Raw genomic sequence first — 811 nt, forward strand, 5'->3', positions numbered from 1 at the left:
CGGCTACCCGATCGACATCCAGGCACAGTTCTTCGCCGCGCTCTGTGCCGCCGCCGATCTGCTCGATGCCGATGCGCCGGCGAACACGCGCTATTGCGCGGCCCTGGACGAGCGCCTACCGCACCTGGCCCATCATGTGCGCACCTACTATTGGCTCGACCTCGCGCGGCTGAACCAGATCTACCGCTACGGGATCGATGAGTACGGACCGGCTGCGGTCAACAAGTTCAATATCCATCCCGACGCCATCCCCGACTGGCTCATGGACTGGCTGCCGGAGACCGGCGGCTATCTGCTCGGCAACGTCGGCCCCGGCCGGCTCGACTATCGCTATTTCGGCCAGGGCAATCTGCTCGCCTGCGCCGCCGGGCTGGCCACCGAGGCGCAGACCGCCGCCCTGATGCAGCTGATCGCACAGCGCTATGACGACCTGATCGGCCAGATGCCGCTCAAGCTCTGCTTCCCGGCGCTGGAAGGCCAGGACTGGCGCATCCTCACCGGCTGCGACCCGAAGAATCGCCCCTGGTCCTACCACAACGGCGGCAACTGGCCGGTGCTGCTCTGGCTGCTGGCCCTGGTCGGTCTGCGCACCGGTGCCGATGAGCTGGTCGAGCGCGCGCTCAGCGATGCCGAGCGGCGTCTGGTCCAAGACGACTGGCCTGAGTATTACGACGGCCGCCGTGGCCGCTTGGTCGGTCAGCAGGCACGCCGGCATCAGACCTGGAGCGCCGCCGGCTATCTGGTCGCCTGCCAACTGCTGGAGCGCCCCGAGCGTATCGAGCTGCTGCACCTGGGCCGCTCGGTGGAGGGT

At 67.8% G+C, this 811-nt stretch carries 1 protein-coding gene; it reads left to right on the plus strand.

Going from position 1 to position 811, the window contains the following annotated elements:
• A partial coding sequence (locus tag VBE63_RS30680) for a glycoside hydrolase 100 family protein (protein WP_323686729.1) occupies nt 1–811 on the plus strand: 811 nt, incomplete at both ends.

Origin of the sequence: Lamprobacter sp., from assembly GCF_034860625.1 — a bacterium.
Lineage (GTDB): Bacteria > Pseudomonadota > Gammaproteobacteria > Chromatiales > Chromatiaceae > Lamprobacter.